Source organism: Paraliobacillus quinghaiensis (genome assembly GCF_003426025.1).
Taxonomy (GTDB): Bacteria; Bacillota; Bacilli; order Bacillales; family Amphibacillaceae; genus Paraliobacillus_A; species Paraliobacillus_A quinghaiensis.
The window spans coordinates 1-3,008 of sequence record NZ_QJSH01000053.1 but is presented as its reverse complement, the minus strand read 5'-3'; the positions used below and the strand labels follow the sequence as shown (position 1 = coordinate 3,008).

Here is a 3,008-nt window from a genome sequence, read left to right as displayed (position 1 = left end):
GAGTAACTAGGAACTTATAATTTAGTACATATCTTTAGATGGAACGCGGAGTGCTGGGAAACTAGCACGCTCCGTGTGGAGCAGGGGAAAAGCTGGAGATAACCTCAAATGCTTACCTATTGCTGACGATGGCCACTTGTTCTATTAACCACAGTAATGACGAATAGAGAAGAAGGATTAGAAGTGAGTAACTGGTGGTGCAGAAATTGTTGATGTTGTTGAGTAATATTGAATTCTTTTATTAAATAAATTTTCTTGAGTTAGGAATTGCATTCTTGATTTACTAAACTATTAATTAGTTAAAGGAGTGAGGAAATGTTTCGTAACAAAAGCCAAAAGATAATGTGTATTTTAATCTTTGTATTAGCATTGATTTCAGGCGTTTTATCATCCATTTACTTTCAAGGAGTTCAGGAGAATCAAAGAGAACGGGAATTATTTATAAATCATCTGTACTTCTCAATAGATGGGTCTATAAATCGTATTAATAATTTAATTGAAAATAAAGATGAAGAAGAAAGTCTAGAACGTTATATTTATGAATTAGAAAAGCAATTATTAGAAGCAGATGCTATTATACGATATGGCAATATGTTTGCGGATGAGAATATCTACAACACAAGATTTTTTAGACAAGCATCTAGTTTTTTGTATGGAGTAAATATGACTGGAGCAGTAAACGCACAAGTTTCAGCTATTGGAGAAAGTAATCAACTGACTGAAAATGACCTAACTTTGTTAAACACAATTAAGGGATACTTGGAAAATGCAAAACAAAAAATGTACTTGGATGAAACAAAACAGGAAAACCCAAATTTAACTATAGATGAAATAAATGAAATTATCATGACTGATCTAAATAATGATCATGTCAAAATCTACAAGGATGCTTTAAAATAACTAACAAGTCTATTAGGAAATGGTCTTTAACTTATAAATATTAAGAGTCTATTCATGTTACATAGCTCGAAGACTCATTTAATTTAAAGGGGGGGGATTTGGTGACTTATAATAAAAATAAAAAAGGAAAATAAAGCAACAGATTCATTTTTCATGGCGTTAGTAATAATATTATTATTAAAGAATACGATTGATTTATTTTTCTTTGACTTGTTGCCAACATTAGCAGATAACATCTTTTTTCTCTTCATTTCTGTGGTATTTACCATCATTTTTTATATCAATAAAAGCTACTTATATTTTATAATAACGCTTGTAATTCTATTAATAGGCTTATTCAATCTTTACTAGTGGAAACATTATTATATGCAACATCTATTGGGTGCTTATCTTCAAGAAGCGATTAATTATGATAAAGAGAGGGATCTATAAGATGATTAGAAGTAAAGTCGCACTGATTAGTTCAGCTATTATTTTAGGTGTGTGTCTGTATTTATATTTTCCGTTTCATAATAATGTAATGATAGGAGCGCGTACCACATTCATGTCGTTTCCAATCCGCAACCATGATGGGTATATTTTGCTTGGGGTAATTGGATCTGTTTTGTTTATAATTGCTATGATTTTACTTGTGATCGGCTTGAAGAAATATCACTTTCGAATACTAATAGTAGTTGCAGTAGTGTATGCAATGTTACCTAATATTCTTATTACAGCATACCAAGAAACTTTTGCAAGTGGTATTGCAGCAATTTCATACGATGGTAATGGTAAGTGTAATTTTGAGTCTGTAAGTACAGATTTATTAAACGGGGAATGTAACCTTGTATTACACAATCGAAGTAATGAAGCTGTATCATTTGAATTAGAATTTATAGATTCATATTTCATGGAAGACGGAGTGCGGATGGAATCACTTATGAACCTAGCTGGTCCGTATAGTATTACGTTAGAAGCTAATCGTGAAAAACATATTTATTTTAAGGAATTAATCGAATTATCAGGTGTTCCAAAGCATATTGAAATGGGATCATCGTCTAATATTCATTTTAAGTTAATTTGCGAGGAGAAAACACGTACTTTATAAGTAGGCGTTTCAAAAGAGTACTTCTTTTTGAGGGTGCAGTATGATAAGAAATAAGCATCGAATTCCTATGCAATTCAATGCTCATTTTGTTAACTTGTAATGTTTGCTCTCCAAAACTAAACTACTTATTCAATAGTATCTTCATTTATTTTGTCGAGTTATTCTTTTAAAGTCATTAGGGGTTCTAAATATTAGTCCTTATTGCGTTAACGGGAGATTTAGTGAAACTCGGTATTTCAATGCCGAGAGGTTCACTAACTCAGCAATGGTAGTTCATACTATTGTTAAAATGACAAGCAGTCTTTAAAGAGTGTTTCACTCTAGCATGGATTAAAAAATGATAGCGCTTTATATGTGGATTGTTTCACAAACTTGTCACAAACTTAGTATTTTGTAAACGTTATCAGGTGTTATGATGATATCAGAAAGAGCGAAAGGGGGAAAAAAATGATTTTAAATGAATGGAAAGACTTTGGTACAGATGCTGCATTTTACTCTCTAGAAAGTTTTGAAAAACAAATTGGTGATGCCTTTGAAGCTATGTATTTGGAGGATGGAAAAGAAATTCCAAACTACATTTGGACTAAGCAGTACGTAGTGGTCATCAAACCAAACACGAGAATGATCAATGATGTATCTTTTGTCAAAGTTCCCCGTAACCCCGGCAGCTGTTAATTAATATTTTTTTGAGTTTATATGCTCAATTATTCACATAAATATTTAGGAGGTATTCAAATGGTCACAAAAGTAGAGAAAAAACAAGAAGTTACTGTAGCGGAAAGTATTGATAAGTTAGTAGGCAATGCAAAAGAAGCTTTAGCTGGAATGAAAAAACTAAATCAAGAGCAAGTTGATAGCATTGTAAAAGAAATGGCATTAGCTGGTTTAGATCAACACATGCAATTAGCGAAGTTGGCAGTTGAAGAAACTGGCCGCGGTGTTTATGAAGACAAAATCATCAAAAACATTTTTGCAACTGAATATGTGTACCACAATGTAAAATATGATAAAACAATTGGTG

3 protein-coding genes and 1 pseudogene are annotated in these 3,008 nt (G+C 31.9%); all 4 read left to right on the top strand.

What is annotated here, in order from left to right; translation table 11 throughout:
* Positions 1-315: 315 nt before the first annotated feature.
* Positions 316-900, top strand: coding sequence for a hypothetical protein (locus D2K40_RS16095; RefSeq protein WP_117157352.1), 585 nt, complete (start codon positions 316-318; stop codon positions 898-900).
* 433 nt (positions 901-1,333) lie between these two features.
* Positions 1,334-1,987 (top strand): hypothetical protein, encoded by a 654-nt coding sequence (locus D2K40_RS16090; protein ID WP_117157351.1) that lies wholly within the window; start codon positions 1,334-1,336, stop codon positions 1,985-1,987.
* Between the two features lie 447 nt (positions 1,988-2,434).
* Positions 2,435-2,662 carry a hypothetical protein gene (locus D2K40_RS16085; protein ID WP_117157350.1) on the top strand — a complete coding sequence of 76 codons (228 nt, stop codon included), beginning with the start codon at positions 2,435-2,437 and terminating at the stop codon, positions 2,660-2,662.
* Between the two features lie 60 nt (positions 2,663-2,722).
* Positions 2,723-3,008, top strand: a pseudogene (locus D2K40_RS16080) (bifunctional acetaldehyde-CoA/alcohol dehydrogenase); the annotation flags it as partial.